Below are 25319 nucleotides of genomic sequence, written 5' to 3'. Positions count from 1 at the left end.
GAGGTGAGAACATTCCGGCCTTCAATGCACGGCGGTGAAAAACCGCGCCATGCGAAATCCGGACAGCCAGGTCCACACCGGCTGGCCCCGGATGCCGAGATCCCAGGATCCGAGCACGGCATCCGCGCGGCCGACAAGATTGTCGATCGGCAACATGCCGACGCCGCCGGAGCGCAAGGGCACGCGGCTGTCGGCGGAGTTGTCGCGGTTGTCGCCGAGCACGAAGAGATGGCCCGCCGGCACCGTTACTTCCTGCGTGTTGTCGAGCGGACCATTGTCGCGCATCTTGAAGATCAGATGCGAGACGCCGTTCGGCAGCGTCTCGACATAGCGATAGGCGGGTTCGCTGCCGCCATTGTCGTCCTCGGCGGCGCCAACGCCGTCCGGCTTCAGCTCGGCGGGGCGGTCGTTGACGAAGAGCTGGCCCTGGCGCAGCTGGATGCGGTCGCCGGGCAGACCCACGACGCGCTTGACCCAGGCCTGCGAGCGGTCGCCGGGCCAGCGGAAGACCACGACGTCGCCCTGCTTCGGCGTCTCCGCGAACACGCGGCCGCTCTCAGGCAGGTTGATCTGGATCGGCAGCGACGAGGTGCCGTAGCCGTAGGGGAATTTCGAGGCGATCAAGGCGTCGCCGATCAACAGCGTCGGCTCCATCGAGCCCGACGGCACGTAGAACGGCTCGGCCAGCGCACCCTTGGCGATGAACACCGCGGCGACGATGCCGGCGAGCTGCACGAGCTGGCCGGCCCAACCGCTGCTCTTCCGCTTGGCGGTGACAGTTATCTTCTCGACACTCATCCGCCTGTTCCACCCACCGTAATGCGTTCCATCAACAGCGACGGCTGGCCGACGCCGACCGGCACGCCCTGACCGTTCTTGCCGCAGGTGCCGATGCCGGTATCGAGCGCGAGGTCGTTGCCGATCATGCGGATGCGATGCAGGTCGGTCGGCCCGTTGCCGATCAGCATGGCGCCCTTCAAGGGCGCACCGATCTTGCCGTTCTCGATCTTGTAAGCCTCGGTGCACTGAAACACGTATTTGCCCGAGGTGATGTCGACCTGGCCACCGCCGAAATTCGCGGCGAAGACGCCGTTCTTCACCGACGCCAGGATCTCGGCCGGATCGCGGTCGCCCGCGAGCATGTAAGTGTTGGTCATGCGCGGCATCGGCACATGGGCATAGCCTTGGCGGCGGCCGTTGCCGGTCGGCTTCATGTTCATCAGGCGCGCGTTCTGACGGTCCTGCATGTAGCCGACCAGGACGCCGTCCTCGATCAGCACGGTGCGGTTGGTCGGCGTGCCCTCGTCGTCGATCGACAGCGAGCCGCGGCGCGAGGCAATGGTGCCGTCGTCGACCACGGTGACGCCCTTGGCCGCGACCTGCTGGCCCATCAGGCCGGCAAACGCAGACGTCTTCTTGCGATTGAAGTCACCTTCGAGGCCATGGCCGACCGCCTCATGCAGCATCACGCCGGGCCAGCCGGCCCCGAGCACGACGTCCATCTCGCCGGCGGGGGCGGGAATTGATTCCAGATTGACGAGAGCCTCGCGCAGTGCGCCGTCGGCGGCGTCGCGCCAGGACTTAGCTTCGATGAATTCGGCGTAGCCGGCGCGGCCGCCATAGCCCTTGCTGCCGCTCTCCTGGCGGTCGCCCTGTCCGGCGACGACGGAGACGTTGACGCGCACGAGCGGGCGGATGTCGCGATAGCTCTCGCCGTCGGGCCGCAGGATCTCGACCACCTGCCAGGTCGCGCCCAGGCTGACGCTGACCTGCCGCACCCGCGGATCCTTGTCGCGCAGATAGGCGTCGATCTCGGCGAGCAGCTTGACCTTGGTCTCGAAGCCGGGGGCATCGAGCGGATTGTCGTCACTGTAAAGCCGCACGTTGGTATGCGCTGGAGGCGCGGCGAAGCTGCCGGAATAACCGCCGCGCACGGCCGCGACCGCGTCCGCGGCGCGAATCAGCGCCGGCAGCGACACGTCGGAGGAATGCGCGTAGCCGACCGCGTCGTCCTTGACGGCGCGCAGGCCAAAACCCTGCGAGGTGTCGTAGGTCGCCTGCTTCAGCCGCCCATTGTCGAACATCAACGCTTCGGTCTGGCTGTATTCCAGGAACAATTCGCCGTCGTCGGCACCGGCAAGCCCGCGCGCGAGCTCGTGGCGCACCTGGTCGCGGTCGAGATTGGCGCGGTCGAGCAGGGAGGTTGTGGCAGGGTTGGTCATGCGTCCGTCCATTATCGGGGGATGTGAGGCAAGATAATGGTTTCCCGGCAGTTCCGCGAGGGGCTTGGCCGTCACATTACGGAAACGATAGGATTGGCACGGGAGTAAGGGGCCCTGACGCGGATGCCGATCGGTGCTATGCTAGTGTCATGAATTACCGAGATATCATCTCGATTGAACCTGGCAAACGCGGTGGGCGACCCTGCATCCGCCACATGCGGATCGCTGTGGCAGATGTGCTCGGCTGGCTGGCTGCTGGCCAGACCCACGCTCAAATCCTCGGCGACTTCCCCGAACTGACCGAGGACGATATCCGCGCTTGCCTGGCCTATGCCGCCGACCGCGAGAGGCGATTGGTGACCGCACCGATATGAGGCTGCTGTTCGATCAGAATCTCAGCTTCAAACTTTGCCAGATGATCGCCGACCTTTTTCCGGATTCGAGTCACGTCCGGTCTCATGGTCTGTCCGAAGTCGCCGACGGTGCGCTTTGGGAGTTTGCGAAGGCAAATGGTTTCGCGATTGTGACCCAGGACGTCGATTTTGCCGAGCTGGCGGGCCTGTTGGGCTCTCCACCCAAAGTGATTTGGCTTCGGGCGGGCAATCAAACGACCGCGACGATTGCGGCTCTGCTTCGCCGGCACGCGCAGACAATTCAATCTTTCGAGAGCGATGACAGCGCTGCGTGCCTTGAGATTTACTAAGCCGGTATAACTAACCTACGGCAGCTTGTCATATCCCTCGCCGAGCCCGTTCAGGCTGAGCGGGAAGCCGATGCCTTCTTCCGGGGTCTCGAAGATGATGAAGGTCGCGGTCTTGGCGGTGCGGAGCTGGCCGAGCAGCTTGTCGTCCATGACGACCTCGGCGACGCAGCCATTGGGCAGGCAGCGGACAAAGCCGGCGCGGCCGACATCCTGGTTGTCGAGCTTGAGGCCGAGGCCGGAGGGCAGGAGAACGCCGAGGGGGGCGACGACCCGCATCAGGCGGCTCTTCTGGTCGGCGGTCTTGAGAACGATCACGGTCAGGCCGGCGTTGGAGCGGTCTTCGGCCACCACGCTCTGGATCAGGGCACATTGCTCGGACTGGGCGCCCGGCGGGGTGTCGCAGCGGATCTGCCAGTCGCCATGGACGGAGCGCACCGCGCCCTGCGCATGGGCGAGGCCCGGAAGCGCCAGGACGACGACCGCCGCCAGCAGGGCGGCCAGCATCGTGGGGCCGCCAGCCTGGCTTTTAGCCCGCCTTGCCATGGATCTCGAAAACCCCATCGGGTCGGTCCCTCTGCTCGCCTGGGTCGCTCGCGTCAGGCGGACTGATACGGGAATGACGGCGTCTTGAAGGCGATTCGCAAGCAAATTCCACGCCGCCACGGCCGCCGTCGCCCGCACGAATCAGGTTCCTGTGCGGCTGTCTGCCAGTGCCTACCGCGGGCAATTCCGCTGTCAAGCGGCAGCATCCCGGCAAATGGTATTTTTGTCTGATGTTACTAGGAAATATCTTGCGGGTGATGGCTGACAGACGAGGCTCAAGACTGCATTGCGATAGATCAAGAATTATGGTTTGAGAGGCTTGATTTCGGCGTTCTAGCGATCTGGCCCCAATTCCTCTTAGAGGTATTCTTGCGCGGCGGTTTGTCAGACGGGGGATCGAATAAAGCGTTTCCCGAAAATAGGGGAATGCACTTGGGGTGATTTCGTTAGGGGAGCGCGAACGGCATGAAGATGTCGATGGGCCCGGTGGGCCGGCACTTGCTGGGATTGGCCGTAGCGGGTCTGACGCTGGCGACGGGCGGTGCGGCATTTGCCGAGCTCGGGCAACCGGCTGCGTGGGAGTGGACGCTTCAGCAGTCCGCTTCCCCGGTGATGGACAACATCGTCTGGTTCCACAATTTCCTTTTCGTGCTGATCACGCTGATCACGCTGTTCGTTCTGGCGCTGCTCGTGATCGTGGTCGTCAAATTCAACGCGCGAGCCAATCCGGTGCCGTCGCGGACCACGCACAACACGCTGATCGAGGTGGCGTGGACGCTCGTTCCGGTGCTGATTCTGGTCGGTATCTCGGTGCCGTCCTTCCGCCTCCTGTTCCTCGAGCTCGATGTGCCGAAGGCGGATCTGACCATCAAGGCGACCGGCAAGCAGTGGTACTGGTCCTACGCCTACCCGGATAACGGCAAGTTCGAGTTCGACTCGCTGATGGCCCAGGACAAGCAGCCTCGTCTGCTCGGCGTCGACAACGAGATGGTGGTGCCCGTCAACAAGGTGGTCCGGGTTCAGGTCACCGGCGCCGACGTGATTCATGCCTTTGCGTTGCCGGCCTTCGGCGTCAAGATCGACGCCATTCCGGGCCGGCTCAACGAGACCTGGTTCAAGGCCACCAAGACCGGCATGTTCTACGGCCAGTGCTCGGAATTGTGCGGCAAGGACCACGCCTTCATGCCGATCGCCATCCGCGTGGTGAGCGACCAGGAGTTCGCTTCCTGGGTCGAGACGGCGAAGAAGAAATACGCGAGCGGCGGCACCAGTACCTACGCCTCCACGGCCGGCCCGACGCAGTAAGCGCCAGGTGACGGGGTCGAGGAAACTGAAAGCGACATAAGGCGGGACCTCCAGAGGTCCGATCGGGACGCAAGGCAGGATTAGAAAATGGCAACGAGCGCAGCGGCACACGGCGATCACGCGCAAGACCACGGACATGACGAACACGCCCATCCGACCGGATGGCGGCGCTACGTCTATTCGACCAACCACAAGGACATCGGCACGATGTACCTGATCTTCGCGGTCATCGCCGGCGTCATCGGCGCCGCGATGTCGATCGCGATCCGTGCCGAGCTGATGTATCCGGGCGTGCAGATCTTCCACGAGACGCACACCTACAATGTGTTCGTGACCTCCCATGGTCTGATCATGATCTTCTTCATGGTCATGCCTGCGATGATCGGCGGCTTCGGCAACTGGTTCGTGCCGCTGATGATCGGCGCGCCGGACATGGCGTTCCCGCGCATGAACAACATCTCGTTCTGGCTGCTGCCGGCGTCGTTCGCGCTGCTGCTGATGTCGACCTTCGTCGAGGGTGAGCCGGGCGCCAACGGCGTCGGCGCCGGCTGGACCATGTACGCGCCGCTGTCGAGCTCGGGCCATCCCGGCCCGGCCGTCGACTTCGCGATCCTGTCGCTGCATCTGGCGGGCGCCTCGTCGATCCTCGGTGCCATCAACTTCATCACCACCATCTTCAACATGCGCGCGCCGGGCATGACCCTGCACAAGATGCCGCTGTTCGTGTGGTCGATCCTGGTGACGGTGTTCCTGCTGCTGTTGTCGCTGCCGGTGCTCGCCGGTGCGATCACGATGCTGCTCACCGACCGCAATTTCGGCACGACGTTCTTCAATCCGGAAGGCGGCGGCGATCCCGTGCTGTTCCAGCATCTGTTCTGGTTCTTCGGTCACCCCGAAGTGTACATCCTGATCCTGCCCGCCTTCGGCATGGTCAGCCAGATCGTCTCGACCTTCTCGCGCAAGCCCGTGTTCGGCTATCTCGGCATGGCCTACGCCATGGTCGCGATCGGCGGCATCGGCTTCGTGGTGTGGGCGCACCACATGTACACGGTCGGCATGTCCTCGGCGACGCAGGCCTATTTCGTCGCCGCCACGATGGTCATCGCGGTCCCGACCGGCGTGAAGATCTTCTCGTGGATCGCCACGATGTGGGGCGGCTCGATCGAGTTCCGCGCGCCGATGATCTGGGCGGTGGGATTCATCTTCCTGTTTACCGTCGGCGGCGTCACCGGCGTGGTGCTGGCGAATGCCGGCGTCGACCGCGTGCTGCAGGAGACCTACTACGTCGTCGCGCACTTCCACTACGTGCTGTCGCTCGGTGCGGTGTTCGGAATCTTCGCCGGCTGGTACTACTGGTTCCCGAAGATGTCGGGCTACATGTACAATGAAGGGCTCGCGAAGGCGCACTTTTGGGTCACCTTCATCGGCGTGAATCTGGTGTTCTTCCCGCAGCACTTCCTCGGCCTGTCGGGCATGCCGCGCCGCTATGTCGATTATCCCGACGCGTTCGCGGGCTGGAACCTGGTCTCGTCGGTCGGCTCCTACATCTCCGGTTTCGGCGTGCTGATCTTCCTCTATTGCGTGATCGACGCCTTCGCGAAGAAGGTGCCGGCTGGCGACAATCCGTGGGGTGCAGGTGCGACCACGCTGGAGTGGACGCTGCCCTCGCCGCCGCCCTTCCACCAGTTCGAAGTGCTGCCCCGCGTGCAGTAAGCCAACGTTCGCGGCGCCCGTGACGGGCGCCGCGGCTCGACAACGAAGCGAGTCAGTCTAGTGTCCGTCCTCGACCATAACGCCATCGACATCAATCCCCGCATCTCCGAAGCGGAGGTCGGCGATTACATCGCGCTCCTGAAGCCGCGGGTGATGTCGCTGGTGATCTTCACCGCGCTGGTCGGAATGGCGATGGCGCCCGGGCATTTCCACCCGGTGCTGGCCTTCACCTCGCTGCTCTGCATCGCCGTCGGCGCCGGCGCGTCCGGGGCGCTCAACATGGCGCTCGAAGGCGACATCGACGCCAAGATGTCGCGCACGATGAACCGGCCGATTCCGCGCGGCCGCATCACCCGTCCCGAGGCGATGACCTTCGGCATGACGCTCGCCTTCTTCTCGGTGATGACGCTCGGCATCCTGGTCAACTGGATCGCGGGCGCGCTGCTCGCCTTCACCATCTTCTTCTACGTCGTGATCTACACGATCGGCCTGAAGCGCTGGACCACGCAGAACATCGTGATCGGCGGTGCCGCCGGCGCGCTGCCGCCGGTGGTGGCCTGGGCCGCGGTCACGGGCACGGTCGATGTCGAGCCGCTGCTGCTGTTCGCCATCATCTTCTTCTGGACCCCGCCGCATTTCTGGGCGCTGGCGCTGTTCCGCTCCGACGACTACGCCCGCGCCGGCATTCCGATGCTGCCCAACGTCGCCGGTCCCGACGCGACGCGGCTTCAGATCCTGCTCTACACCATCGTGCTGATCGCGGTCGCGGCCGCGCCCTGGGCGCTCGGCTATTTCGATGCCATCTACGGCATCGTTTCGCTGATCCTCGGCGCCGGCATGCTGGCGTTCGCCGTCAACGTCTATGTCCGTCGCGAGCGCAGCCAATCGCTGCGGGCGACCCGCAAGCTGTTCGCGTTCTCCATCCTTTATCTGTTTGCGCTGTTTGCGACTTTGCTGGCCGAGGTCGTGTTCCGGGCGCTTGCGCCGATGGTAGGGGGCGCATGATCGCAGGAATGGCCGACAAACCCGAGATAGATGGAATCGTCCTCACCGAGGCGCAGAAGAAGAGCCGTCGTCAGCGCTCGATCGCGATCGCGCTCGCGCTCGGCGTGCTCGTGGTGCTGTTCTTCGCCGTGACCATGGTCAAGGGGCCGGCCGTGCTCGTCCGGCCGATGTAGGAAACATGGATCAGAAGCCGACCATATCGCAGGATCAGAGCCGGACGGCCACCAAAGGCCGCAGGCCTGCCAAGGGGGTTGGCCGCGACGTGGTGGTCGCCTCGATCTGCGGCGGCGTGGTCGCGCTGATGGTCGGCGCCTCCTACGCGGCGGTGCCGTTCTACAACTGGTTCTGCCGCGCCACCGGCTTCAACGGCACGACCCAGGTCGCGACCTCGGCGCCGGCCAGCGGCCCGATCGCACGCAAGATCGCAGTGCGCTTCGATTCCAACGTGGCGCCCGGCCTGCCCTGGAAGTTCGAGCCCGAGCAGAGCGAGATCGAGGTCAATATCGGCCAGGTCGTGACCGTCTTTTACACTGTGACCAACCAGGCCGCGCGGACCACTGCAGGCCAGGCCGCCTATAATGTCGCGCCGCTGACGGTCGGATCCTATTTCCAGAAGATCAACTGCTTCTGCTTCACCGAGCAGACCATGGCGGCCGGCGAGAAGCGCGAGATGCCGGTCGTGTTCTACGTCGATCCGTCGATTGCCGACGACCACGAGAACGACGGTCTCAACACGATCACGCTGTCCTACACGTTCTATCCGGTGAAGGATCCGGTGGTGAAGCCGCTCGCGGCCAGCGAAGACGACAAACGCAAGGGAAATCTCTGATCTCCGGGCTCACGCGCCGGGGTTGGAAATAAGGGGATAAGTGCCTGACAGGCACGGGATTGAGGAGCGAGACCGCAAATGGCAACGGCGCACACCAAGCATCACGACTACCATCTGGTCGATCCCTCGCCATGGCCCGTCGTCGGCTCCATCTCCGCCTTCATCATGGCGGTCGGCGCGATCACCTGGATGCACCACATGTTCTCGGCTGCGCCGATCATCTTCGGTGTCGGCACCGTCGGTGTGCTCTACACCATGGCGAGCTGGTGGGGCGACGTGATCAGGGAAGCCCAGTACAAGGGTGATCACACCCGCGTGGTGCAGCTGCATCACCGCTACGGCATGATCCTGTTCATCGCCTCGGAGGTGATGTTCTTCGTCGCCTGGTTCTGGGCCTATTTCAACGCAGCGCTCTTCCCGGCCGACGCCGTCCACGCCACCCGCGATGCGGTGTTCGGCTGTGGTCTCGGGACCGCGGCCGGCGCCTGCGCCGTGCCGGGCACCTGGCCGCCGCACGGCATCGAGACCTTCGATCCCTGGCATCTTCCGCTCCTGAACACGCTGATCCTGCTCACGTCAGGCACCACGGTGACCTGGGCCCACCATGCGCTGCTCGAGAACGATCGCCAGGGCCTGAAATATGGCCTGATCCTCACCGTCGTGCTCGGCGCGCTCTTCACCTGCGTGCAGGCCTATGAGTACGGCCACGCGGCCTTCTCCTTCGGCGGCAACGTCTATGGCGCGACCTTCTTCATGGCGACCGGCTTCCACGGTTTCCATGTGCTGGTCGGCACCATCTTCCTGCTGGTGTGCCTATTCCGCGCCTATGCCGGCCACTTCACGCCGACCCAGCATCTCGGCTTCGAGTTCGCCGCCTGGTATTGGCACTTCGTCGACGTGGTCTGGCTGTTCCTGTTCCTCTGCATCTATGTCTGGGGACACGGCGCCGAGACCATGGCCCACGGCGCGCATTAAGCGGGCCGACATCGGATCGAGAAAGGGCGGCCCCGGGGCCGCCCTTTTGCTTTCTGCGCGCAGGGTTTCGGCAGAAACTGTGATAGACCCTTTGACCATGAACGAAGCCACCGATACGTCCGAGCCGCAAGTCACCGTCCTGCAGAGCGCGCTGCGCGGGCTTGCCTGCAAATGCCCGCGCTGCGGCCAGGGCAAGCTCTATGCGGGCTTCCTGACGTTAGCGCCGTCCTGCGAGCGTTGCGGCCTCGACTACGCCTTCATCGATTCCGGTGACGGACCGGCGATCTTCATCATCATGCTGGCCGGCGCGATCGTGGTCGGCTGCGCGCTCGTCGTCGAGGTCAAGTACCAGCCGCCGTACTGGCTGCACGCGGTGCTGTGGCTGCCGCTGATCCTCGCGACCACCCTGCTGCCGTTGCGCGCGATGAAGTCGCTGCTGATCGCGCTGCAATTCCATCATAAGGCGGCGCCGGGCCGGCTGGTCGACCGCGCGAAATGAACGAGACCGCGCGCAAGCCCCGCGTGGCCGGCTTCGCGCTGTTCACGCTATTCCTGACCGCGGTCTGTATCGTGCTCGGTATCTGGCAATTGCAGCGCCGCATCGCCAAGCACGAGCTGATCACCGCACTGACCGAGCGCCTTGCGGAGGCACCGGTCGCGCTGCCGCCGCCGGCACGATGGGCCGCGTTAAGTCCCGCGCGCGATGAATTCCGCCGTGTCAGCTTTACCGCGACCTATGCGTCGTTACCCGATGCGATGGTCTATTCCCCCGGCTCCGCCGTGCGCAAGGACGCGTCAGGCCCCGGCACCTGGGCGTTCCTGCCGGCGCGGCTGCCGAGCGGCGAGACGGTGGTGATCGATGCGGGCTTCATCGAAAACACCATGCAGGATCGCAGCGTCGAGGATCGCGCGGTCAAGAAGCTCGTCACGGGGCAGGCGGTCTCGTTCACCGGCTATCTGCGCTTCCCCGAGGCGCCTGGCTGGCTGACCCCGGCGGCGAACCGCGACAAGCGGCTGTGGTTCGTGCGCGATCACGTGGCGATCGCGAGCGCGCTGGGCTGGGGCGCGGTTGCGCCGTTCTATGTCGACCTCGAGCAGCCCGCGCCCGAGAACGGCATTCCGCGTCCGGGACCGCTCGACGTGCATCTCAAGGACGATCACCTGCAATACGCCATCACCTGGTTCACGCTTGCAGGCGCCGTGCTCATCGCCTTCGCCGTGTGGGCAAGAGGGCGGCGGCGGGGCTGAGCTCCGTAGATCCACCTAGGGAACCCGGTATCGCCCGGGGTTTACCATTCAGCGCACATTCACGAGTGTGGTCCTAAGCCGCCATCGTTTTTTCGCGGCAGACAGGATTGCAGCGTGAGCGATTTCGACCAGATGGGAATTGTCGTGGACTGGGTCGATGCCTGCAGGAAGGGCGACCTCGCGACGCTTCTCGACCTCTATGCGGACGATGCCCAGGTCGAATGCACGTGCAACGGCACGCAGCACTATCGCGGCCGGAGCGAGCTCGAAGCCTATTGGCAGCCGCGGCTCAGCGCTTTCTCGTCGGCCGGTTTCGGGCTGGAGGAAATCCATCCTGCGCCCCACGGTATCGATCTCGAATATTCCGTCGCCGGCGCGCTGCGCATCCGCGCCTCGTTTTGCTTCAGCCCGGACGGCAAGATCCGCGCCACGCTGTGCGAACCGGCGCGACAGAACGCGCAGCTTGGCTGCGCGTGCTAGAGTTTCAGTTCTGATTAAATCAGAACCGAACACCAGATTGTGTTTTGACGCGTTTTCTTCATGCGAACCGGTATCCACTTCGCTCGAAAGCGCTTCAATCGCTGACCGGCGCCTCGCGTGCCGGTTCGGCGGGAAGGCGGCAGCGCACATAGGTTCTGTCGTCCAAGCGCAGCAGTGACAGCGATCCGCTGAGTGCGCGCACGCGCTCATGCATGCCGGTCAGGCCGCGGCCGAACACATTCCCTTCGGGAAAGCCGCCGCCGTCGTCGGAAATCTCGATGACGAGCGTCTCGCCGGCGAAGGTCGCCTGCACATGGGCATTGCTGGCGCCGGCATGACGCAGCACGTTAGTCAGCGCCTCCTGGATCACGCGATAGACGGTTTGAGCCAGCGGCCCGTCAATCGCGTTGAGATCCGGATCGATCGTGTCCGTCAGGTCAATAGACGGCGCCTGCTTGCGAAAATTCCGGAGCAGCGTCTGCACGCTGGTCTCCAGACCCAATTCCTCGATGTAGAGGGGTCGCAACCGGTCGAGGATGCGGCGGTTGGTCTGCTGGAGCGCCTCGACCGATTGCAGTACCTCCTGCGCCGAACTGCCGAGATTTCCCGCCGGAGGCGAGGCATCGACCAATGCGATCGTGCCGACGCGGATGCCGAACAGCAGCGGACCCAATTCGTCGTGCAGTTCGCGCGCGAGATCGCGCCGCTCGTCGTCCTGGAGCGACACCAGGCGGTGCAGCAGGTCGCGATTGTCCTGGCTCAATTGCACCAGCGTTTCGGCCAGCGCATTAGCCTCCTCACAGCTTTGCCGGATTTCCGGCGGTCCCCCAACCGGGATCGGCGTTGCGTAGTCGCCGCGCCGTAGCCGCGTGAGCCCTGCGCCAAGGTCCTGGAGGGGGCGCAGGGCTGATCCCGCAAACACATAGGCGACGACCCCTGTCAGTCCCGTGAGCCCGACGACGAAGCCGGCCAAGGCGAGGAAGCCTACCCAGGTCTCGAACAGCGCTGCGGACAGGTCGGGGACAAACACGATGTCGCCGAAATGATCGCCATTGACGGATACGGGAAATGCAATGTGCAAGTCCGGAATGGACAGGAGATCGACGAACCATTTTGGCGGGCCATGCGAACCTTGCAGGCCTCTCGACGCAAAGGGAGGAGCAACCGCTCCTGCAGGAAGGAATTGAATATCCGAGGACCCGTCCAGCATCCGGACGAAGTCATCGAGCGTCCTTCGCGGGTGGTCGGATGAACGCAGAGCGTTGTTGAGGGCCTCGGCCACGGCTTTGGTCGATCGTTGGGCCGGCAGGTTCTCCTCGGCGAGCTGACCGGTCGTGAAGACGTGCAGCAGGACGCCACCCATGATCAGCGCCGCCATGAACAGCAGGCCGAGCGGCAGAAACAATTGTGTACTGAAGGACAGCCGGTGCCACATTAGGTCAATTCTAACGCGCATCAGGGGATTTTGCTCTTTCCATTTGTTCCCGTCGGTTTATGAGTCGAAAAACTAGAGAGTTACAATGCAAGATACTGCCAAGCCGGCGACCCGCGTCCTGATTGTCGACGACCATCCCGTGGTGCTGTCCGGTTGCCGCACCCTGTTCGCCTCCGACCATTCGATCCGGATCGACGAGGCGACCGACGCCAAATCCGGGCATCGCGCCTATGTCAGCAAGCGGCCCGACGTCACTGTGATCGACATCAGCCTGCCCGATGTCTCCGGCTTTGAATTGATGCGACGCATTCGCAAGGACGATCCCGACGCCAAGATCATCATGTTCAGCATGAACGACGATCCGGCCTTCGTGGTGCGGGCGGTCGAGCTGGGCGCGCAGGGCTACGTCTCCAAGGGCGACGATCCCCGGATCCTGCTCAAGGCGGTGCGCAAGGTGGTTGCGGGCGACAATTTCATTTCACCGCAACTCGCGGAAGCCGTGACGTTTTCCGGCGCGGCGATCAAGGCCAATCCTGCCTCGCAGATGACGCCGCGGGAGCTCGAGATTCTCCGCCTGCTGGGGCGAGGCGACAAGATCGTCGAGGTCGCCGAGGCGCTCGGTATCTCCTACAAGACCGTCGCCAACACCACCTCCCTGCTCAAGCAGAAGCTCGGTGCCAAGAACCATTCCGACCTGATCCGGATCGCGGTGGAAATCGGGATGAACTGACGCCCGGGGCGCCGAACCGGCTGCTCCAGGATGCTGCCGGTTCGGCGGGCGGACCGGTCTCGGCGCTCAGCCGGGCAATGCATGGATAGCGCCGACACCATCCGCCGACACAATGAGCGCAGCCGTCGTTCGTTCCTGAACCGTCCGGTCGCTCGGGATATAATGGTAATGCGTGGCGTAGAGCCGCTGGCGAACGCTTGTCCGAGCCGAAACAGGTCGGGAAAAACAGGAACATTTTCTCACGCATCCCGTTTTGTCCCTTGACGATGTCGTGACAGCCGACGAAAGCTTGCGCGAACAGTTTTTGCGGGTCGGTGACCCCAAGAGGCCAAACCGGTCTGCACACAACGACAGACCTTCCAAGAGAGGGCTGCGGCATTGCCGCAGCCCTTTTCGTTGGCAGCCTTTTTCCTTGGATGGCCCCAGCCGCGAAGCGGTTTCCTGATGCCGCAAAACACTTTATGGTGGCTCAAAGCCTCTGGCTGTTGACAAGTAATTTCGTAAAATCAAAGGCTTGCGGATCGAGCCCAGGCTCGGCCGGCCTTTGGAGGGCAGTTTGACTCGTTATATCTCGACCCGGGGCGAGGCCCCCGAACTCGGCTTCTGCGATGTGATGCTGACCGGGCTCGCCCGCGACGGCGGCCTGTATGTGCCGGCCACCTGGCCGCAACTCTCGACTGACGCCATCGCCGGCTTCTTCGGTCGTCCCTATTGGGAGGTCGCGGTCGAGGTGATCCGCCCCTTCGTCGCCGGCGAGATCTCGGACGCCGAGCTCGGCCGCATGGCGAACGAGGCCTACGCCACCTTCCGCCATCCGGCGGTGGTGCCGCTGCGCCAGATGGCGCCGCACCAGTTCGTGCTGGAGCTGTTCCACGGTCCGACGCTCGCTTTCAAGGACGTGGCGATGCAGCTGATCTCGCGGCTGATGGACCACGTGCTCGCCAAGCGCGGCCAGCGCACCACCATCGTGGTCGCGACCTCGGGCGACACCGGCGGTGCTGCGGTCGACGCGTTCGCAGGGCTCGAAAATGTCGATCTCATCGTGCTGTTCCCGCATGGCCGCATTTCCGAGGTGCAGCGGCGGATGATGACGACGACGGGCGCGGCCAACGTCCATGCGCTCGCCGTCGAGGGCAATTTCGACGATTGCCAGGCCCTCGTGAAGGCGATGTTCAACAATCATCGCTTCCGCGATGCGACGTCGCTGTCCGGCGTCAATTCCATCAATTGGGCGCGGATCGTCGCCCAAGTGGTCTACTATTTCACCTCCGCCGTTGCCGCCGGCGCACCCGCGCGCGCGGTGGACTTCGTCGTGCCGACCGGCAATTTCGGCGATATCTTTGCCGGTTATGTCGCCAAGCGCATGGGTCTTCCGGTGCGGACCCTGGGCATCGCCGCCAACGTCAACGACATCCTGGCGCGCACGCTGAAGACCGGAATCTACGAGGTGCGCGAGGTCCACGCGACGGCGTCGCCGTCGATGGACATCCAGATCTCCTCGAATTTCGAGCGGCTGCTGTTCGAGGCTGGCGGGCGCGATGCCGCCGGCGTGCGCCGCCTGATGGATTCGCTGAAGCAGTCCGGCCGCTTCGTGCTGCCCGATGCGACGCTGGCCGCGATCCGCGAGGGATTCGACGCAGGCCGGGCCGACGAGACTGAGACCGCAGCCGCGATCCGCGCCGCCTGGCGCGAGGCGGGCGAGCTGGTCGATCCCCACACCGCGGTCGCGCTTGCGGTCGCCGACCGCGACACCACGGACAGGACGGTTCCCAGCATCGTGCTGTCCACCGCCCATCCGGCCAAATTCCCCGATGCGGTGGAAGCGGCCTGCGGCCAGCGGCCGCAACTGCCGGCCTGGCTCGATGGTCTGATGACCAAATCCGAACACATGAAGGTGATGAAGAACGACCAGGCCGAGGTCGAGCGGTTCGTGCTGTCGGTCAGCCGCGCCGCGAAACAGGGAGTAGCCGGATGAGCGTCGAGATTTCCAAGCTTGCGTCCGGCCTGACTGTCGTCACCGACAAGATGCCCCATCTCGAGACCGCGGCGCTCGGCGTCTGGGCCGGCGTCGGCGGGCGCGACGAGAAGCCCAACGAGCACGGCATCTCGCATCTTCTGGAACACATGGCGTTCAAGGGCACGACGAAGCGCTCCTCGCGCGAGATCGTCGAGGAGATCGAGGCGGTCGGCGGCGACCTCAACGCCGGCACCTCGACCGAGACCACGTCCTATTATGCGCGGGTGCTGAAGGCCGACGTGCCGCTCGCGCTCGACGTGCTCGCCGACATCCTGGCCAACCCCGCCTTCGAGCCCGACGAGCTCGAGCGCGAGAAGAACGTCATCGTGCAGGAGATCGGCGCGGCGCAGGACACGCCTGACGACGTCGTGTTCGAGCACCTCAACGAGCTCTGCTATCCCGACCAGCCGATGGGCCGCTCGCTGCTAGGCACTGCCAAGACCTTGCGTGCCTTCAGCCGCGACTCGCTGCGCGACTATCTGTCCACGCATTATCGCGGGCCGGACATGGTGGTGGCGGCAGCCGGGGCGGTCGATCACAAGCAGGTGGTCGCCGAGGTCGAGCAGCGCTTTGCCAGTTTTGAGGGGACGGCGGGTCCCAAACCGCAACCCGCGCAGTTCGGCAAGGGCGGCACCAAGGTGGTGCATCGCGAGCTCGAGCAGGCGCATCTGACGCTGGCGCTGGAGGGCGTTCCGCAGACCGATCTGTCGCTGTTCTCGCTCCAGGTCTTCACCAACATCCTCGGCGGCGGGATGTCGTCGCGGCTGTTCCAGGAGGTGCGTGAGAAGCGCGGCCTCTGTTACTCGATCTACTCGTTCCACGCCCCCTATACCGACACCGGCTTCTTCGGCCTCTACACCGGCACTGATCCGGCCGATGCGCCCGAGATGATGGAAGTCGTGGTCGACATCATGAATGATTCGGTCGAGACCCTGACCGAGGTCGAGATCGCGCGGGCCAAGGCGCAGATGAAGGCGGGGCTGCTGATGGCGCTGGAGAGCTGCTCCTCTCGTGCCGAGCAGCTCGCCCGGCATGTGCTGGCCTATGGCCGGCCCCAGACCGCCGAGGAGCTGGTGGCCCGGATCGACGCCGTCAGCGTCGAGTCCACCCGGGACGCGGCGCGTGCGCTGCTTTCGCGCAGCCGCCCTGCGGTTGTCGCATTGGGCAGCGGCAGGGGTCTGGACACGGCGGTGTCTTTTGCGGAAGGATTGACCCGGGCACGCGCCAAGGCGCGGCTGCATTAGAGCCGCGCACGGGTTGATTCGCCCCCGGGAAGCATCACCATGGCCCTCTTCCGCCTGCCATCCAGTGGACCCGCCGCTCTCGCGCCGCGCGGCAACGGCCTGTTGCTCCGCGCGCCGCAGATGTCGGACTTCCTGCAGTGGGCCCATCTGCGCGAGTCCAGCCGCGATTACCTGACGCCCTGGGAGCCGATCTGGCCGTCGGACGATCTCACGCGCTCCGGTTTCCGCCGTCGCCTGCGCCGCTATTCCGAGGACATCGCCGCAGACCGGTCCTATCCCTTTCTGATCTTCCGGGAGCTCGACGGCGCCATGGTCGGCGGCATCACGCTCGCCAATGTCCGCCGCGGCATCGTCCAGGCCGGCACCATCGGCTATTGGGTCGGCAAGCCCCACGCCCAGCGCGGCTACATGACGGCCGCACTGCGGGTGCTGCTGCCGACGCTGTTTGGCGAGCTCAATCTGCACCGGGTCGAGGCCGCCTGCATCCCGACCAATGCGCCGTCGATCCGGGTGCTGGAGAAATGCGGTTTCTCCCGCGAGGGGCTGGCGCGCCGCTATCTCTGCATCAACGGGATCTGGCAGGACCATTTGCTGTTCGGCCTGCTGCACGAGGATTTTCGCGGCTGAGCGGCCAAAGTCTCCTTGTTTGCTGCCTTATCATGCTTGCCTTGGGTTCGCCGGTTTTGACGATATAACGGCGCAAGCCGGCCGGTGATCGGCCGGGATGTCGTCATGGAGTATGGGGCGTTGAGGGTGCAGGAGCTTCGGTCATCGCGGAATGCGTTGCGGCGGGGGGCAGCGGTCGCGCTGGCGTTATCGGTTGCGCTCGTCTCCGTCTCGCCGGTCGCGGCGCAGTCGCTGACCGATCGATTCAAGGGCCTGTTCGGCGGCAAGTCGGACGAGCCGGCCCAACCCAAGCCGGCGCCTGCACCAGGCCAGCCGGCGGCTGATGATGATCTTGATTGCCCGCAGGTCACGGTGCGTGCCGGAGCCTCCACCTACGCGGTCGGTGCCACCGGCAAGCCGGCCGTCGGCAATGAGATCCGCTTCCAGGCCACCATCACCAAGATGGCGCGCGAATGCGCCCGCAATGGCGGCGATATCACGGCCCGGATTGGCATCCAGGGCCGCGTCATTGCCGGTCCCGCCGGCGCGCCTGCGACCGTCGAGGTGCCGCTGCGCGTCGCGGTGGTGCAGGGCGGCGTCGGCGAGAAGGTGATCGCTTCCAAGGCCTACCGGACCACGGTCGGAATGTCGGAGGGCGGCAGCGTCCCCTTCACCTTCGTGGCCGAGGATCTGGTCTATCCGATGCCTTCGGCCAAGGACGCCGACAGCTACATCTTCTATGTCGGCTTCGATCCGCAGGCGCTGTCACCCGAGCCGAAGGCGCGGGCGAAGAAGAAGTAACCACGTAAAGATAGTCGTCATGCCCCGCGAAGGCGGGGCATCCAATACGCCGCGGCGTCTCGATCCATCAGGGCTGTCTCTGGAATACTGGATCGCCCGCCTCGCGGGCGATGACATCAGATTTGCCGATGCAGTGCCCGCCAAACAAAAAAGCCGGCGCTTATCGCGCCGGCTTTCTTGATTGGTGAAGGCGAGGCCCTCAGTTCAGCTTCTGCCTGACTTCGGTGATGCCCTTGGCGAGCAGATCGTCGGCGACCTGGCCCCTGACCGACTGCGACAGGATCGTGGAGGCGGCCTGGACGGCGGCCTCTGCGGCTGCGGCGCGAACATCGGCCACCGCCTGCGCCTCGGCGAGCGCGATCTTGCCCTCCGCGGTCTTGGTGCGGCGAGCGACGAAATCTTCCACCTTGGCCTTGGCCTCAATTGCGATGCGCTCGGCTTCGCTCTTCGCGTTGGCGATGATGTCGGCGGCCTCGCGTTCGGCCGAGGCGGTGCGCGCCTTGTAGTCGGCGAGCACCTTGGCGGCTTCCTGCTTGAGGCGCGTCGCATCGTCGAGCTCGGCCTTGATGCGATCGGCGCGATGGTCGAGCGCAGTCATGGCCTTCTTGAAGACCCCGAGATAGCCGAACACGACCATCAGGATCACGAAGGCGATGGCGACCCAGGTTTCAGGATCGAAGAACATATCGATTAACCCTTCAAGGACGCATCAACGGCGGCATTCACCAACGCCGCGTCCGGAACCACGCCGGTGAGCTGCTGCACGATGGTGCCTGCCGCATCGGCCGCGATGCCGCGGACGTTGCTCATAGCGGTCGCACGGGTCGAGGCGATGGTCTTCTCCGCCTCGGCGAGCTTGGCCGCCAGTTGCTCTTCCAGCGCCTTGCGCTCGGCGTCCGCCTGCGCATTCGCCTTGTCGCGGGATTCGTTGCCGATGGCCTGCGCGCGCGAGCGCGCCGAAGCAAGCTCGCTTTCATAGGCCTTCAGCGCCGCTTCGGACTGGTCCTTCAGCTTCTGCGCTTCGGCGAGGTCGCCCTCGATCTTGTTCTGACGCGCCTCGATCGCACCGCCGACGCGCGGCAGAGCGAGCTTGGACACGATCACGTAAAGCGCGACGAAGAAGATCGCGAGCGACACCAGCTGCGAAGCATAGGTGCCGCTCTCGAACGGCGGAAAACCGCCACCGTGACCGCCTTCGGCCCCGGTGTGGGCGCCCGCCGCCGGACTTTTCGCCCCGCCATGACTTTCAGCCATGGATTACTCCTGTTGCAGCCATGCGCGTCGCTTCGGTCGAAGCGGCGCGAGAAATCGTTCTCAGAGCGGAACGAACAGCAGCAGCAGCGCGATCAGCAGCGAGAAAATGCCGAGCGCTTCGGTCACGGCGAAGCCGAAGATCAGATTGCCGAACTGGCCCTGAGCGGCCGAGGGGTTGCGAACGGCTGCGGCGAGGTAGTTGCCGAAGATCACGCCGACGCCGACGCCCGCGCCGCCCATGCCGATGCATGCGATGCCCGCGCCGATAAGTTTTGCTGCTGCCGGATCCATTTTAGACTCCTTGAAAGAAAGATTGGGTTTTGGGTGGAAATTCCCCGGACCGCTCAGTGTCCCGGATGAATGGCGTCGTTGAGGTAGATGCAGGTCAGGATCGCAAACACATAGGCTTGCAGGAACGCGACCAGAATTTCGAGAGCGTACAGCGCGACCGTGAGCGCCAGCGGCAGCACGCCGCCGACCCAGCCAAGGGCGCCGAGCGAGAAGCCGAGCATGGCGACGAAGCCCGCGAACACCTTCAGCGCGATGTGGCCGGCCAGCATGTTGGCGAACAGACGGACGCTGTGGGAGACCGGCCGCAGGAAGAACGACAGGATCTCGATGAACATCACCAGTGGCAGGATGTAGCCGGGGACGCCGTGCGGAACGAAGATCGAGAAGAATTTCAGGCCGTTCTTGGCAATGCCGTAGATCAGGACCGTGAAGAAGACCAGCAGCGCGAGTGCTGCGGTGACGATCAGATGGCTCGAGATCGTGAAGGTGTAGGGGATGATGCCGACCAGGTTCGAAACGCAGATGAACATGAACAGCGAGAAGATCAGCGGGAAGAACTTCATGCCTTCCGCGCCGGCCGTCGAGCGGATGGTCGAGGCCACGAACTCGTAGGAGATTTCGGCGACCGACTGCAGGCGCCCGGGAACCAGCTGCGTCCCGCTGGCAAGCATCAGGATCGAGATGATCGCGACCGCCACCAGCATGTAGAGCGACGAATTGGTGAAGGCGATCGTGTGATTGCCGATATGGCCCAGGGTGAAGAGAGGCTCGATGTTGAACTGGTGGATCGGATCGATTTTCATCAGCGCGGCATCTCTTGGTCTGCCGGGCGATGCCGGCGGGTCTCGGTCTGCCGGTCGGGCCCGGCCCGTACCGGCGCGAGCCGGCACGATCATTCCTCTCCTGGTGTGGATCGCTTAAGAACCACCGCGCCTGTTTTGACCCGCGCCTGCCGTTCTCACCACATTCACCACGCCGGCGACGAAGCCCAGCAGCAGGAACACGATAAATCCGAAAGGCGACGTCGACAGCAAGCGGTCGAACCCCCAGCCAATCCCCGCTCCGACAACGACCCCGGCGACCAACTCGGAGGATAACCGGAAACCAAGCGCCATCGCCGAGGCTCTGGCCGCTCTGTCCTCACCGTCACCTGCGGGTTGCTCGGTCTTGACGTGGCGGCCGCGAAATTCGGACAACCGCTGATCAAGATTTCCGAGCCGATCGGAAAGCGCAGCTTCCTCGGGCGATCTATCGCGATCTCCATTCTCGCCGTGTCCCGTGCCCTGTGTCATGCAACGAAGACCCGAAACGCCGCGGCTGAATGGAAATTACGCCCGCCACCCTCAAAAGCCGCGCGGACCATACTGATGGCCCATAATCAAGTCAAGCCAAGTCACGATTGTGTCCATTCCAGTTATGTATCTGATTTATTTGGCAATATTGACGCAAGCGGCAGCGCTGCACACAGCGTGACGCCGCACCGCAGCAGGTCTCCGCTGGATCGGCGGATGCAGTCGCCATTTCGCCCGGCTGCCGGGATCAAAGGGGGCGCCGTGATCGTTCATGTCAGAGGCGCGTTTTGAGCGGCGGATCGCCTCGCCGGGGTGTAGAATTTGCAAGAAGTGCCACCTTGATGAGTGCCACCTTGATGAGCGCCATCTTTGGACGTGCTACCGGCCCGTCGTGGCGGAGAACGCGATGAGACCAGCGAATTCATCTACAGCATCATGCACAGCATCATGGCTCGCGGCGGCGGGGTTCGCGGCGGTGATGGCGGTCAGCGCCGGCGGCCTCGCCGCGCAATCCGCGCCCGACAGCGAAAACGGCCGCTACAGCATGACCCCCATCCCCGAGGGCGTGCTGCGGCTCGACAGCCGCACCGGCACCGTGTCGACCTGCACCCGCAGCGGCGCCGGCTGGGCCTGCTACGCGGTGCCCGATGAACGTACCGCGCTCGATGCCGAGATCGGCAGGCTCCAGGCCGAAGTCGAGACGCTGAAGGGACGGCTTGCGGCGGGGCCGACCGTGTCAGGCAAGATCGACGAGGCGCTGCCGAAAACCGATCCGCTCAAGAAGGCGGAGCCGCAAGCACGAGAACCAAAGACCGCTGAGGGCGAGCGCAGGATCGAGATCCCGCTGCCGAGCGACCAGGACGTCGATCGCGTGATGTCATTCCTAGAAAGGGCCTGGCGCCGGCTGATCGACATGGCCAATCGCGTGCAGAAGGACGTGTCGGGGAAAATCTAGCGCGTGGCGAGTTGCCGTAGGGTGGGCAAAGGCGCGACGCGCCGTGCCCACCATTTGCGTCTCCGTTGAGTGAGTCGGTGGGCACGCTTCGCTTTGCCCACCCTACGGCAGCTTTCCGAATTGAGAGTGATGATGATGACATCAGCCAAATCCATCTCGCGCTCGGCGCCGTCGTCAGGGCAGGCCACCACCGTCGCGTCGTCGCTGCTCACCGTGCAGACCTCAGGCTGCGGCTTCATCGACCTCACGACCGAAGCCGCGAAGTTCATCGAGGACGTTCATGCGCGGGACGGCGTGCTGACGCTGTTTATCCGCCACACCTCTGCATCGCTGACCATCCAGGAGAATGCCGATCCTTCCGTGCTCGTCGATCTCACGACGGTGCTCGCGCGGCTCGCGCCGGACGATGAAGATGCAGGCTGGACTCACGACACCGAAGGGCCGGACGATATGCCGGCGCACATCAAAACCATGCTGACAGGGACCTCGTTGCAGATACCGGTCCTGGGTGGCGCGCTTGCGCTGGGCACCTGGCAGGCGATCTATCTGATCGAGCATCGCACCCGCCCGCATCGGCGCGAAATCGTGCTGCAATTCATCGGCAGCAATCAGTAGAGCGTTTTCGAGCGAGTTGGATAAAACAAAACCGGCCGCGGAGACCGCGGCCGGCTGATGTTGATCTGGATCTGCCGTCGATCAGGTCGACTTGATATCGACGTCCTTGGTCTCCGGCAGGAAGAACAAGCCGATCACGACGGTAATCGACGCGAAGATGACCGGATACCAGAGGCCCGCATAGATATCGCCCGTCGAGGCCACGATGGCGAAGGCGGTCGCCGGCAGCAGGCCGCCGAACCAGCCGTTACCGATGTGGTAGGGCAGCGACATCGAGGTGTAGCGGATGCGGGTCGGGAACAGTTCGACCAGCATCGCGGCGATCGGGCCGTACACCATGGTGACGAAGAGCACCAGGACGAACAGCAGTCCGACGACCGCGGCCACCTGCGGACGGAAGATGTCGAACGGATGCGCCATCTTCACGATCCCCGCATCGCCAGGCTTCGGATAGCCGGCTCCCTGCACGGCGGCGAGGACTGCCGGATTGCCGTCCTTGGCGTTGGCGTAGGGAACTTCCTTGCCGTTGACCATCACCTTCACGCCGGAGCCTGCCGCACCCGGCGTGGTCGAGTACTTGACCGACGACTGCGAAAGATAGGCACGTGCGGTGTCGCAAGGCGAGGTGAAGACGCGGGTGCCGACCGGGTTGAACAGGTCGCCGCAACCTGCGGGATCCGCCACCACGTCGACCTTGACCGTCTCGATCGCTTTTTCCAGCGCCGGGTTGGCGTTGGTGGTGATCATCTTGAAGATCGGGAAGAAGGTCAGCGCCGCGATCAGGCAGCCGCCGAGGATGATCGGCTTGCGGCCGATCCTGTCGGAGAGCATGCCGAACACGATGAAGAAGCCGGTGCCGAGCAGGAGCGACCAGGCGATCAGCAGGTTGGCTGTGTAGCCGTCGACCTTGAGGATCGATTGCAGGAAGAACAGCGCGTAGAACTGGCCGGTGTACCAGACCACGCCCTGGCCCATCACGCCGCCAAGCAGCGCCAGCAGCACGAGCTTGCCGTTCTGCCAGTTGCCGAAGGCTTCCGTCAGCGGGGCCTTCGAGCTCTTCCCCTCGTCCTTCATCTTCTGGAAGATCGGGGATTCGTTGAGGCGAAGCCGGATCCAGACCGAGACGCCGAGCAGCAGCACCGAGACCAGGAACGGAATGCGCCAGCCCCATGCCGCGAAGTCGGGTTCGCCGAGGGCGGAGCGCGTGAACAGGATCACCAGCAGCGACAGGAACAGGCCGAGCGTCGCCGTGGTCTGGATGAAGGAGGTGTAGTAGCCGCGCTTGCCGTTCGGAGCATGCTCCGCGACGTAGGTGGCCGCACCGCCATACTCACCGCCGAGCGCCAGGCCTTGGGCGAGACGCAGCGCGATCAGGATGATCGGGGCCGCGATGCCGATGGTCGCCGCATTGGGCAGCAGGCCGACGATGAAGGTCGACAGACCCATGATCAGGATGGTGACGAGGAAGGTGTATTTGCGGCCGACGATGTCGCCGACACGGCCGAACACGATCGCGCCAAACGGGCGCACCAGGAAGCCCGCCGCGAAGGCCAGCAGCGCGAAGATGTCGCGGGTTGCCGGCGGATAGGCCGAGAAGAACTGCGCGCCGATGATGCCGGCCAGCGAACCGTAGAGATAGAAGTCGTACCACTCGAAGACGGTACCGAGCGAGGAGGCGAGAATGACGAACCGTTCGTCCTTCGTCATCCCTCCCGCACCTGCTTGAGACACAGCCATTGTCGACATGTTGAGTCGCTCCCCGAAAAATCGTTTCCTCGCGCCCTGGATGTCCGGTCATGCCGGATCAACCCAAGCCTTACCCCCAAGGTAACATTGGCGTGAAACCCGCCCCAATACGACTTTCGGCCTTTCGCACTGACGCGCACCTGACGTCGCGGGCGTTCCATCGGCAACATAGTGCCGGCCTGTGGATTAACCCCGTTGCCGCAAAGGGATAATGTCCGCTTGCATGCCACGGCTGGTCGGGAAACAATTGACCGAGGCCCCGCGCCGGCTTACTGGCCCGGTGCGACTGGCAGCAAGAGAACGATGAACGCTCCCTCGACCCATCTCGTCATTGCCGATGACCATCCATTGTTCCGCGCCGCGCTGCGGCAGGCGGTGGCGGGCGTCCTGAGCTCGGCCAAGATCGACGAGGCTGGATCGTTCGAGGATCTGACCAAGCTTTTGGAACAGACCTCCGACGTCGACCTGATCCTGCTCGACCTCTCGATGCCCGGGATCTCCGGCTTTTCAGGCCTGATCTATCTGCGCGCGCAATATCCGGCGATCCCGGTGGTGATCGTCTCCGCTTCCGACGACAGCGCCACGATCCGCCGCTCGCTCGATTTCGGCGCCTCCGGTTTCATTCCGAAGCGCTTCGGCGTCGAGACCTTGCGCGACGCCATCCTCAAGGTGATGGAGGGCGACGTCTGGGTTCCGGCCGACACCGATCTGTCGGCCGTCGCCGATCCCGACATGACGCGCCTGCGCGACCGGCTGGTGACGCTGACGCCGCAGCAGGTCCGCGTCCTGATGATGCTGTCGGAGGGGTTGCTCAACAAGCAGATCGCCTATGAGCTCGGCGTCTCCGAGGCCACCATCAAGGCGCATGTCTCGGCGATCCTGCAAAAGCTCGGCGTCGAAAGCCGGACCCAAGCCGTGATCGCCGCCGCGAAGATCGCCGGCGGCCAATGGAAGCAGGGCACCCCGACGGGGTGAGCATGGAGCGAGGGCCTCTCGCAGCCTGTAGCCCGGATGAGCGAAGCGACATCTGGGACCGCTAGTGCGGCTAGCTAGCGAAAACCCCGGATATCGCTTCGCTCATCCGGGCTACGGGACCGCATCTGTGTCGCGCGGCTGTCAATCCATACGTGCAAAAATATTCCACTTTACCGAAATTCGGAAACGGCGTATGTGTCGCCCATCCCGGCTCATCCTTGAGGGGCGATCTCGTTGTCGTCTTGATTGCGAGCCGGTCTTGCGGTGGACGCGGCAGCGTTCGGGTGCGAGGAGTCGGGCAGGGCGGATTGCTCTCCGTGAGCCCAAGGCTTCGT

Annotated in this window: 29 protein-coding genes; 19 read left to right on the top strand and 10 right to left on the bottom strand. The window is 64.3% G+C overall.

Annotated features, from left to right (window positions below; genetic code table 11):
- Positions 1 to 21: 21 nt before the first annotated feature.
- Together lepB and tldD are read right to left on the bottom strand one after the other, a co-directional pair.
- A complete protein-coding gene (gene lepB / locus AC0L3J_RS30720) occupies positions 22 to 798 on the bottom strand; it encodes a signal peptidase I (RefSeq protein WP_473349507.1) in 777 nt (258 codons plus the stop codon).
- The gene (tldD, locus tag AC0L3J_RS30715; RefSeq protein ID WP_473295308.1) at positions 795 to 2222 is read right to left on the bottom strand and encodes a metalloprotease TldD; all 1428 of its coding nucleotides are present in this window, start codon (positions 2220 to 2222) and stop codon (positions 795 to 797) included. Before tldD ends, lepB begins: the two co-directional genes overlap by 4 nt.
- Before the next feature lie 149 nt (positions 2223 to 2371).
- On the opposite strand from tldD, the gene AC0L3J_RS30710 reads away from it, so the two are divergent.
- Positions 2372 to 2596: a DUF433 domain-containing protein gene (locus tag AC0L3J_RS30710; protein ID WP_473349506.1), complete on the top strand. Its 225-nt coding sequence runs from the start codon at positions 2372 to 2374 to the stop codon at positions 2594 to 2596.
- Positions 2593 to 2925 carry a DUF5615 family PIN-like protein gene (locus AC0L3J_RS30705; RefSeq protein WP_473349505.1) on the top strand — a complete coding sequence of 111 codons (333 nt, stop codon included), beginning with the start codon at positions 2593 to 2595 and terminating at the stop codon, positions 2923 to 2925. Before AC0L3J_RS30710 ends, AC0L3J_RS30705 begins: the two co-directional genes overlap by 4 nt.
- Positions 2926 to 2940: 15 nt before the next feature.
- On the opposite strand, the gene AC0L3J_RS30700 is transcribed toward AC0L3J_RS30705, so the two are convergent.
- On the bottom strand, positions 2941 to 3486 hold the full coding sequence (locus AC0L3J_RS30700; protein ID WP_027515272.1) for an invasion associated locus B family protein: 546 nt from the start codon (positions 3484 to 3486) through the stop codon (positions 2941 to 2943).
- A gap of 447 nt (positions 3487 to 3933) precedes the next feature.
- Between AC0L3J_RS30700 and coxB the strand changes: the two genes are divergently transcribed.
- The 9 genes from coxB (at position 3934) to AC0L3J_RS30655 (ending at position 11023) form a co-directional block, all read left to right on the top strand.
- Positions 3934 to 4773 (top strand): cytochrome c oxidase subunit II, encoded by an 840-nt coding sequence (coxB, locus tag AC0L3J_RS30695; protein ID WP_247362964.1) that lies wholly within the window; start codon positions 3934 to 3936, stop codon positions 4771 to 4773.
- An 87-nt stretch (positions 4774 to 4860) separates the two neighbouring features.
- Positions 4861 to 6486 (top strand): cytochrome c oxidase subunit I, encoded by a 1626-nt coding sequence (gene ctaD / locus AC0L3J_RS30690; RefSeq protein ID WP_007605061.1) that lies wholly within the window; start codon positions 4861 to 4863, stop codon positions 6484 to 6486.
- A gap of 60 nt (positions 6487 to 6546) precedes the next feature.
- Entirely contained in the window at positions 6547 to 7491 is a 945-nt protein-coding gene (locus tag AC0L3J_RS30685; protein ID WP_473349504.1) for a heme o synthase, read from the top strand.
- The gene (locus AC0L3J_RS30680; RefSeq protein WP_007599435.1) at positions 7488 to 7664 is read left to right on the top strand and encodes a hypothetical protein; all 177 of its coding nucleotides are present in this window, start codon (positions 7488 to 7490) and stop codon (positions 7662 to 7664) included. The genes AC0L3J_RS30685 and AC0L3J_RS30680 overlap by 4 nt, the downstream gene beginning before the upstream one ends.
- Positions 7665 to 7669: 5 nt before the next feature.
- A complete protein-coding gene (locus AC0L3J_RS30675; protein WP_473349503.1) occupies positions 7670 to 8320 on the top strand; it encodes a cytochrome c oxidase assembly protein in 651 nt (216 codons plus the stop codon).
- 78 nt (positions 8321 to 8398) lie between these two features.
- On the top strand, positions 8399 to 9295 hold the full coding sequence (locus AC0L3J_RS30670; RefSeq protein WP_456766471.1) for a cytochrome c oxidase subunit 3: 897 nt from the start codon (positions 8399 to 8401) through the stop codon (positions 9293 to 9295).
- A 97-nt stretch (positions 9296 to 9392) separates the two neighbouring features.
- Positions 9393 to 9794, top strand: a complete 402-nt coding sequence (locus tag AC0L3J_RS30665; protein WP_456766470.1) for a DUF983 domain-containing protein — start codon at positions 9393 to 9395, stop codon at positions 9792 to 9794.
- On the top strand, positions 9791 to 10543 hold the full coding sequence (locus AC0L3J_RS30660) for an SURF1 family protein (protein ID WP_473349502.1): 753 nt from the start codon (positions 9791 to 9793) through the stop codon (positions 10541 to 10543). Before AC0L3J_RS30665 ends, AC0L3J_RS30660 begins: the two co-directional genes overlap by 4 nt.
- Before the next feature lie 114 nt (positions 10544 to 10657).
- A complete protein-coding gene (locus AC0L3J_RS30655; protein ID WP_027515278.1) occupies positions 10658 to 11023 on the top strand; it encodes a nuclear transport factor 2 family protein in 366 nt (121 codons plus the stop codon).
- Between the two features lie 94 nt (positions 11024 to 11117).
- On the opposite strand, the gene AC0L3J_RS30650 is transcribed toward AC0L3J_RS30655, so the two are convergent.
- Complete coding sequence (locus AC0L3J_RS30650) at positions 11118 to 12458, bottom strand: histidine kinase (RefSeq protein WP_473349569.1); 1341 nt, start codon at positions 12456 to 12458, stop codon at positions 11118 to 11120.
- An 85-nt stretch (positions 12459 to 12543) separates the two neighbouring features.
- Between AC0L3J_RS30650 and AC0L3J_RS30645 the strand changes: the two genes are divergently transcribed.
- The 5 genes from AC0L3J_RS30645 (at position 12544) to AC0L3J_RS30625 (ending at position 17856) form a co-directional block, all read left to right on the top strand.
- On the top strand, positions 12544 to 13188 hold the full coding sequence (locus AC0L3J_RS30645; protein WP_008541266.1) for a response regulator transcription factor: 645 nt from the start codon (positions 12544 to 12546) through the stop codon (positions 13186 to 13188).
- 556 nt (positions 13189 to 13744) lie between these two features.
- Positions 13745 to 15163, top strand: a complete 1419-nt coding sequence (gene thrC / locus AC0L3J_RS30640; protein WP_247283169.1) for a threonine synthase — start codon at positions 13745 to 13747, stop codon at positions 15161 to 15163.
- Positions 15160 to 16449: a M16 family metallopeptidase gene (locus tag AC0L3J_RS30635; protein WP_007599446.1), complete on the top strand. Its 1290-nt coding sequence runs from the start codon at positions 15160 to 15162 to the stop codon at positions 16447 to 16449. Before thrC ends, AC0L3J_RS30635 begins: the two co-directional genes overlap by 4 nt.
- A 39-nt stretch (positions 16450 to 16488) precedes the next feature.
- The gene (locus AC0L3J_RS30630) at positions 16489 to 17076 is read left to right on the top strand and encodes a GNAT family N-acetyltransferase (RefSeq protein WP_007605081.1); all 588 of its coding nucleotides are present in this window, start codon (positions 16489 to 16491) and stop codon (positions 17074 to 17076) included.
- Positions 17077 to 17181: 105 nt separating this feature from the next.
- Positions 17182 to 17856 (top strand): hypothetical protein, encoded by a 675-nt coding sequence (locus tag AC0L3J_RS30625; protein WP_456766465.1) that lies wholly within the window; start codon positions 17182 to 17184, stop codon positions 17854 to 17856.
- A 199-nt stretch (positions 17857 to 18055) separates the two neighbouring features.
- On the opposite strand, the gene AC0L3J_RS30620 is transcribed toward AC0L3J_RS30625, so the two are convergent.
- The 5 genes from AC0L3J_RS30620 to AC0L3J_RS30600 all read right to left on the bottom strand — a co-directional run bounded on the left by AC0L3J_RS30620 (position 18056) and on the right by AC0L3J_RS30600 (position 20693).
- A complete protein-coding gene (locus AC0L3J_RS30620; RefSeq protein WP_027570043.1) occupies positions 18056 to 18541 on the bottom strand; it encodes a F0F1 ATP synthase subunit B family protein in 486 nt (161 codons plus the stop codon).
- Between the two features lie 5 nt (positions 18542 to 18546).
- Positions 18547 to 19110, bottom strand: a complete 564-nt coding sequence (locus AC0L3J_RS30615; protein WP_456766464.1) for a F0F1 ATP synthase subunit B family protein — start codon at positions 19108 to 19110, stop codon at positions 18547 to 18549.
- Between the two features lie 60 nt (positions 19111 to 19170).
- Positions 19171 to 19401, bottom strand: a complete 231-nt coding sequence (locus AC0L3J_RS30610; protein ID WP_007599451.1) for a F0F1 ATP synthase subunit C — start codon at positions 19399 to 19401, stop codon at positions 19171 to 19173.
- Between the two features lie 53 nt (positions 19402 to 19454).
- On the bottom strand, positions 19455 to 20204 hold the full coding sequence (locus tag AC0L3J_RS30605; RefSeq protein ID WP_018459993.1) for a F0F1 ATP synthase subunit A: 750 nt from the start codon (positions 20202 to 20204) through the stop codon (positions 19455 to 19457).
- 114 nt (positions 20205 to 20318) lie between these two features.
- Entirely contained in the window at positions 20319 to 20693 is a 375-nt protein-coding gene (locus AC0L3J_RS30600) for an AtpZ/AtpI family protein (protein ID WP_007599457.1), read from the bottom strand.
- A 406-nt stretch (positions 20694 to 21099) separates the two neighbouring features.
- Here AC0L3J_RS30600 and AC0L3J_RS30595 point away from each other — a divergent pair, with 406 nt between their 5' ends.
- Positions 21100 to 21648: a hypothetical protein gene (locus AC0L3J_RS30595; protein WP_473349501.1), complete on the top strand. Its 549-nt coding sequence runs from the start codon at positions 21100 to 21102 to the stop codon at positions 21646 to 21648.
- A gap of 135 nt (positions 21649 to 21783) precedes the next feature.
- Positions 21784 to 22263 (top strand): secondary thiamine-phosphate synthase enzyme YjbQ, encoded by a 480-nt coding sequence (locus AC0L3J_RS30590; RefSeq protein ID WP_473349568.1) that lies wholly within the window; start codon positions 21784 to 21786, stop codon positions 22261 to 22263.
- Between the two features lie 81 nt (positions 22264 to 22344).
- Here the strand turns inward: AC0L3J_RS30590 and AC0L3J_RS30585 are convergent, their stop codons facing one another.
- Positions 22345 to 23970, bottom strand: a complete 1626-nt coding sequence (locus AC0L3J_RS30585) for an MFS transporter (RefSeq protein WP_473349500.1) — start codon at positions 23968 to 23970, stop codon at positions 22345 to 22347.
- Positions 23971 to 24312: 342 nt separating this feature from the next.
- Between AC0L3J_RS30585 and AC0L3J_RS30580 the strand changes: the two genes are divergently transcribed.
- Positions 24313 to 24984 carry a response regulator gene (locus AC0L3J_RS30580; RefSeq protein WP_027515287.1) on the top strand — a complete coding sequence of 224 codons (672 nt, stop codon included), beginning with the start codon at positions 24313 to 24315 and terminating at the stop codon, positions 24982 to 24984.
- Positions 24985 to 25319 lie beyond the last annotated feature (335 nt).

Source organism: Bradyrhizobium sp. Kon37, from assembly GCF_055807535.1.
This window is presented reverse-complemented; position numbering and strand designations above follow the sequence as displayed.